Source organism: Frankia sp. AiPs1 (assembly GCF_023716945.1).
Lineage (GTDB): Bacteria > Actinomycetota > Actinomycetes > Frankiales > Frankiaceae > Frankia.
Window position 1 is genome coordinate 1 of the sequence record NZ_JAMQQF010000768.1, and the last position, 2,223, is coordinate 2,223.

Here is a 2,223-nt window from a genome sequence, read left to right on the forward strand (position 1 = left end):
GCGGAGGGGGCAGCGCGGCGGCGGCAGGGGCGGTCAGCAGGACCTCGCCTGCACCGGCGTGCTCCGACAGGGCGACGCCGGCCGGGATGTCGGCCAGCCAGACGGTGAGCGGGTGCTCCTCGACGGTCCGCACCCGCTCGGAGCGGGCCACCGCGACCTCGTGCAGGTAGCGCACCAGCCGGTGGCAGCGGTCGGCCAGCGCCGCCCGCTGCTCGGCGTCGGCGTGGCGCGCCGTCACCGGATCACCTGCCGCGCTCGTCTCGCGCCGGCGGCGGGCAGGAGGCGCCGCCCGTCGGATGCCATCCGCTGTCCCTCCTGTTGCGCACTCTTCGCACTCTCCGCGCCGCCGCGTCGGGGCTCCGTCGCGAAGCTCCGGGCTGGCCCGACTCCAGAGCCGGCACGAAGCTCCGGGCTGTCCGGGCCACTCCGGCTTTCCACGGACCGCGGGCCTGCCGGAAGCTCAGGACCGCCGCGATCCCACCGGAATGGCCGCAACCTGACGTGTGCCGTCAACCTGATGTACGCCGCGACCTGACATGCGCCGCGACCTGATGTACGCCGCGACCTGATGTACGCCGCCAACCTGACGTAGGCCGCAACCCTACGAATGATGACGGCTGTCCCCGGCGGGCGGCGGGCCGGGTGGCCCGTCCGCGCGGGCCACGCCGCGACCCATCGGCGGCTGGCGGCCATGGATCGACCGTGGCCTCGGTGTATGCCTGCCGTTGGCCGGTCGGCGCTCGAGGACGCTCCTTCGGTGTGCCGCCGCCGGTCGCCGCGCACGGATGCGACAACATACGCATCCGTGAGGTCACGGTTCTATGCTGATTTGCACATTCACTCCCGGTACTCCCGGGCCTGCAGTCGCGACTGCGACCTGGAGCACCTGGCCTGGTGGGCGGCGCGCAAGGGCATCGCCGTCGTCGGCACCGGAGACTTCACCCACCCCGCGTGGTCGCAGGAGCTCGCCGAGAAGCTCGTTCCGGCCGAGCCCGGCCTGTTCCGGCTGCGGCCGGACCTGGAGCGTGACGTGCTGCGCACGCTGCCGGCCTCCTGTCGAACGGTGACCCGCTTCATGATCTCCAGCGAGATCTCCACGATCTACAAGCGGGGCGACCGGACCCGCAAGGTCCATCACCTGCTCTATGCACCGACCCGGGAGGCTGCCGGGACGATCACCGCGGCGCTCGCCCGCATCGGCAACCTGGCCGCGGACGGACGGCCCATCCTCGGCCTGGACTCCCGTGACCTGCTGGAGATCACCCTGGCCGGCGGGCCCGGCTGCTACCTCGTGCCGGCGCACGTGTGGACGCCGTGGTTCGCCGTCCTGGGCTCCAAGTCCGGCTTCGACGCCGTCGAGGACTGCTACGTCGACCTCGCCGACGAGATCTTCGCCCTGGAGACGGGGTTGTCCGCCGACCCGGAGATGTTCTGGCGGATCTCCGGCCTCGACCGCTACCGCCTGGTGAGCAACTCCGACGCCCACTCGCCGCCCATGCTCGGCCGTGAGGCGACGGCCTTCACCTGCGAGCCGGACTACTTCGCCATCGAGGCGGCGCTGCGCGGCGGGGACGGGTTCGCCGGGACCGTCGAGTTCTTCCCCGAGGAGGGCAAGTACCACCTCGACGGGCACCGCAAGTGTGGGGTGTGCCTGACCCCCGAGCAGACCCGCGAGGTCGGGGGTCGCTGCCCGACCTGCGGCGGCCTGTTGACCGTGGGCGTGCTCAACCGGGTGGAGGCGCTGTCCGACCGCGAGGCCGGCGTGCGTCCCGCGACAGCCGGCGGGGTCACCTCGCTGGTGCCGCTGCCGGAGGTCGTCGGGGAGATCCTCGGGGTGGGGCCGAAGAGCAAGGCGGTCGCGGGCCAGGTCACCTCGCTGGTGTCCCGGCTCGGCCCGGAGCTCGCCATCCTCGGCGACGTCCCGGTGTCCGCGATCGCCGAGGTGGGCTCGGCCGAACTGGTCGAGGCGATTTCCCGGCTGCGGCGTGGCGAGGTGATCCGCCAGGCCGGCTTCGACGGCGAGTACGGCGTCATCCGGCTGTTCGAGCCGCGGGAACTCGCCGGCGGCGCCGGCACCCTGTTCGACCTCGCCCCGTCCGCCCCCGCCCCGTCCGCCTCCGCCCCGTCCGCCTCCGCCCCGTCCGCCACACCCGCCGCCCCGGCTGCCTCCGCCGAGCCGGACGCGGCCGGGCGCGGCGGCCGGATTCCTCGGCAGGCGGGACG

Annotated in this window: 2 protein-coding genes; one reads left to right on the forward strand and one right to left on the reverse strand. The window is 73.6% G+C overall.

From position 1 onward, the window contains the following. The coding region (locus ND748_RS30445; RefSeq protein ID WP_251749713.1) for a hypothetical protein at positions 1-238 on the reverse strand (238 nt) is incomplete at its 3' end. Between the two features lie 567 nt (positions 239-805). Here ND748_RS30445 and ND748_RS30450 point away from each other — a divergent pair. Next, positions 806-2,223, forward strand: a 1,418-nt coding sequence (locus ND748_RS30450; protein WP_251749715.1) for an endonuclease Q family protein, incomplete at its 3' end; no start/stop codon positions are given.